Raw genomic sequence first — 3,980 nt, forward strand, 5'->3', positions numbered from 1 at the left:
GAGCCGGGCGGGGCACGGGACGTGGGAGGGTGCGTGGGCCTGGGACGGCCCGGTCTGCGCGGGCTGCGGGATCGTGGTGCCCAGGCCGGCGCTGGCGGACGAGGCCTGGGCGTCGTCGGTGGACGGGATGCAGGCGCCGGTGCCGGTGTCGGCCTCGGCCGGGGCGGCGTGAGCCTGCGGATCCAGGTGTCGCTGAACGGTGCGCGCGGCGCCGCCGACGGTGCCGCCGTGCCGCTGTCCCCCGAGGATCTGGCGGAGTCGGCGCTCGGGGCGGTCGCCGCCGGGGCCGCGGAGGTGCTGGTCCACCCGCGGACCCCGTGCGGCCGGGAGAGCCTGTCGCCCCGGGTGGTGGGGCCGCTGCTGGAGGCGTTGCGGGGCGCGGGGGTCTTCGTACCGCTTTCGGTGTGCGCGAGCATCGCCGCCGAGCCGGATCCGGCGGGGCGGCTGGAGCGGGTCCGGTCCTGGGCGGTGCTCCCGGACCGGGCCGTCGTGCACTTCGCGGAGCCGGGGGCGGCGGAGCTGGCCCGGGCCCTGCTGGCGCGGGGCGTGGCGGTGGACGCGGTGGTCGTGGCGGGCGCGGCGGCCGGGCAGGGCGCGGCGGCCGGGCAGGGCACGGCGGCCGGGATCGGGTCGCTGGAGCGGTTCCTCGCCTCGCGGGGGCCGGCGGGTGCCCTGCGGGTCCGGCCCGCGGTGGAGCTGGCGGCGGTGCCCGCGGCAGCAGGTCCGGCCGCGGTGGCGGAGCTGGTGGCCGCGCTGCCCGGACCGGCGGTGGCGCCCGTGCTGGTGTACGGGCGGGAGACCGCGGCCTGGCCGGTGCTGCGGCTGGCCGTGCGCTGCGGCGCGGATGCGCGGATCGGCCTGGGCGACGTCCTGCGGCTGCCCGACGGGCGGCCGGCCGGCTCGAACGCCTCGCTGGTGGCGGCGGCGCGGGAGGCGGCCGGTGCCGGGGCCGCGCGGGCCGCGGGCCGGAGGGGCGATACCGGTCGGGTGGGCGGTGGCGGCGGTGGTGCTACAGCCGCGAGCCGGTGAGCCGTTCACCGAAGATGTCGTCCGGGTTGGACAGGGCGCAGGTCTTCAGGGACAGGCAGCCGCAGCCGATGCAGTCCGTCAGATGGTCGCGCAGCCGCTCCAGTTGACTGATCCGCTGTTCGAGCTCGCTGCGCCACAGGTCCGAGAGCCGCGCCCAGTCCTCTTTGGTGGGGGTCCGCTCCTCGGGCAGCTCGGCAAGTGCGTCGCGGATCGCGGCGAGGGGGATCCCGACGCGCTGGGCGGCGCGGACGAAGGCCACCCGGCGCAGGGCATCGCGGCTGTAGCGGCGCTGGTTGCCGGAGGTGCGGCGGCTGCTGATCAGGCCCTTGGTCTCGTAGAAGTGGAGCGCGGAGACGGCCGCGCCGCTGCGGGCGGACAGCTGGCCGACGGTGAGTTCATGGATTTTCTCGGGAATCTGCGGCACGAGGCCGAGGGTAGTCGGCCCTGCCGGATCCGTTGACAGATACATGCGGCCCCCGCATGCTGAGCAAGCGCTTATTCGCTGGGGAGAGGGAGAAGGATGGTCGAGCCGACAGTCTTCACGTCCGCGGAGGAACTGCGCGCCGGGATCGGCCGGACGCTCGGTCCGAGCGGATGGCTGGAGGTGGACCAGAAGCGGATCGACCTGTTCGCCGACGCCACCGGGGATCACCAGTGGATCCACGTGGACCCGGAGCGGGCCGCGTCCGGACCCTTCGGCTCCACGATCGCGCACGGCTATCTGACGCTGTCGCTGCTGCCCAGCCTCGTGCCGCAGATCATGCGGGTGGAGGGCACGCGGATGGGCATCAACTACGGCACGGACAAGGTCCGTTTCCCGGCACCGGTGCCGGTCGGCTCGCGGCTGCGCGCCACCGCTGTGATCACCGATGTGACCGAGGCCGGCGGCGGCGTACAGGTCGCGGCGACGGTCACGGTCGAGCGCGAGGGCGGCGACAAGCCGGTGTGCGTGGCCCGGTCCGTGTCGCGGTACTACTTCTGAGGCGGTGGTACCGCTTCTGCGGCGGTACCGCTTCCGGGCCGGTACTACTGCGGGGCCGGCGTCGCCGCGCCCACCATGCGCAGGACGAGGCCGGCGTACAGCTCGCCGACCTCCTCCGGCGTGCGGCGGCCGGCGGTGTTGAACCAGCGGGCCACGTCGATGCACAGGGACAGCACGGCGAGCGTGGTGCCGGGAACGTCCGGGACCTGGAACTCCCCTGCCGCCACGCCGTCGATGAGGATGCGGCGCACCACGGCATCGCTCTGCCGCCGCAGTGCCACGATTTCCGACCGGTGCTCCGGAGCGAGGGCTTCGAGCTCGTACTGGACCACGCGCGCGGTGGTGTGGTGGGCCGCGTGCCACAGCACGAAGGACCGCACGGCCGCACCGAGCCTCTCGGCAGCGGAGCCCGGGCCGGCGGCCGCGGTCTCCAGGATGTCGAGCGCCTTGTCGTGGCCGATCCGGCTGATCCGGTGGAGCAGCTCTTCCTTCGTCTTGTAGTGGATGTAGAGCGCGGCGGGGCTCATGCCGGCCCGCCCGGCGATGTCACGTGTGGTGGTGGCGTGGTAGCCGCGCTCGGCGAACGCCTCGACGGCGGCGATCAGCAGCCGCCGCGCGGCGTCGGGGGTGACCTCCGACCAGGGCCGGTAGCCGCCCGTCGTCTCCGCCGCGCTGTCCATCGCTCGCCCACCTTCTCGTCACTGTCGGAAGGAATACCCTACCGGAGGGTGAGCAAGCGCTTAGCGCATTGCGGAAAAGGCGGGCGGGGCCGTGACGGCCTCCGAGGCTCAGAAGGCGGAGACTCCGGTGCGGGCGCGCCCGATCAGCAGCTTCTGTATCTGGCTGGTGCCCTCGTACAAGGTCATCACGCGGGCGTCGCGCAGCAGCTTGGCCACCGGGTACTCGTCGGTGTAGCCGTAACCGCCGTGTACCTGCAGGGCGTTGCCCGCGGCGCGCACGGCTGCCTCGGAGGCGAAGAGCTTGGCGGTGGACGCCTCGGTGGCGAAGGGCCGCCCGCGGTCGATCAGGTCGGCCACCCGCCAGGTCAGCAGGCGGGCCGCGTCCACGTCCACCGAGATGTCGGCGATCAGCTCCTGGACGAGCTGGTGGTGGGCGATGGGCCGGCCGAACTGCTCCCGCACCGCCGCGTACGAGACGGCCGCGTCCAGTGCCGCCTGCGCGATGCCGACACACCCGGCGGCGACCGACGTCCGGCCCTTGGCCAGGGCGGACATGGCCACCGAGAAGCCCTTGCCCTCCGGGCCGAGCAGCGCGGAGGCGGGTACGCGGACCCGGTCGAGGAGCAGTTCGGCGGTGGCCTGGCCGCGCAGCCCGAGCTTGCCGTGGATCTCGCGGCGGGTGGAGCCGGGGGTTTCGGTGGGGACGAGGAAGGCGGAGATCCCGCGGTGACCGGGCTGCCCGCCCGTGCGGGCGAAGACAAGGGCGAGATCGGCCCAGGTGCCGTTGGTGACGAACATCTTCGTGCCGGTCAGGACGTACGCATCCCCCTCGCGCTCGGCACGGGTGGTCAGGGCGGAGGCGTCGGAGCCGGTGCCGGGCTCGGTCAGGCCGAAGCAGCCGAGCGCTTCGCCGGCGCAGAGGCGGGGCAGCCAGATGCGCTTCTGCTCCTCGGTCCCCCAGGCGGCGAGGGACTTGGCGACCAGGCCGAGGGAGACGGAGACGATGCCGCGCACGGCGGAGTCTCCGCGGCCGAGCTCCTCGGTGACGAGCGCGTAGGAGAGGTGGTCCCCGCCGGAGCCGCCGTACTCCTCGGGGACGGTCAGGCCGAGGAAACCGAGGGCGCCGAGCTTCTTCACGATGGCCCGGTCCACGCTCTCGGCGCGGTCCCACTCGGCGGCGTACGGTGCCACCTCGCGGTCGGTGAACGCGCGGGCGAGGCGGCGCACCTCGGTCTGCTCCTCGCTGAGCTCGAGGTTCACCGGGCACCTCCGGGGACGGTGGGCGGGGG

General features: G+C 74.3%; 5 protein-coding genes. 2 read left to right on the plus strand and 3 right to left on the minus strand.

From position 1 onward, the window contains the following. Positions 1-168: 168 nt before the first annotated feature. Positions 169-1,029, plus strand: coding sequence for a 3-keto-5-aminohexanoate cleavage protein (locus HYE82_RS34730; RefSeq protein ID WP_309144550.1), 861 nt, complete (start codon positions 169-171; stop codon positions 1,027-1,029). Here HYE82_RS34730 and soxR read toward each other — a convergent pair. Next, positions 1,010-1,453: a redox-sensitive transcriptional activator SoxR gene (gene soxR, locus HYE82_RS34735; RefSeq protein ID WP_179178208.1), complete on the minus strand. Its 444-nt coding sequence runs from the start codon at positions 1,451-1,453 to the stop codon at positions 1,010-1,012. The two genes, HYE82_RS34730 and soxR, sit on opposite strands and share 20 nt — an antisense overlap. A gap of 96 nt (positions 1,454-1,549) precedes the next feature. Here soxR and HYE82_RS34740 point away from each other — a divergent pair, with 96 nt between their 5' ends. Then, positions 1,550-2,011 (plus strand): MaoC family dehydratase, encoded by a 462-nt coding sequence (locus HYE82_RS34740; protein WP_179178209.1) that lies wholly within the window; start codon positions 1,550-1,552, stop codon positions 2,009-2,011. A gap of 44 nt (positions 2,012-2,055) precedes the next feature. Here HYE82_RS34740 and HYE82_RS34745 read toward each other — a convergent pair whose 3' ends face one another. After that, positions 2,056-2,691, minus strand: a complete 636-nt coding sequence (locus HYE82_RS34745) for a TetR/AcrR family transcriptional regulator (protein ID WP_179178210.1) — start codon at positions 2,689-2,691, stop codon at positions 2,056-2,058. Between the two features lie 108 nt (positions 2,692-2,799). Further along, on the minus strand, positions 2,800-3,951 hold the full coding sequence (locus HYE82_RS34750) for an acyl-CoA dehydrogenase family protein (RefSeq protein WP_179178211.1): 1,152 nt from the start codon (positions 3,949-3,951) through the stop codon (positions 2,800-2,802). Positions 3,952-3,980 lie beyond the last annotated feature (29 nt).

Origin of the sequence: Streptomyces sp. BR123 (assembly GCF_013401435.1) — a bacterium.
GTDB lineage: Bacteria > Actinomycetota > Actinomycetes > Streptomycetales > Streptomycetaceae > Streptomyces.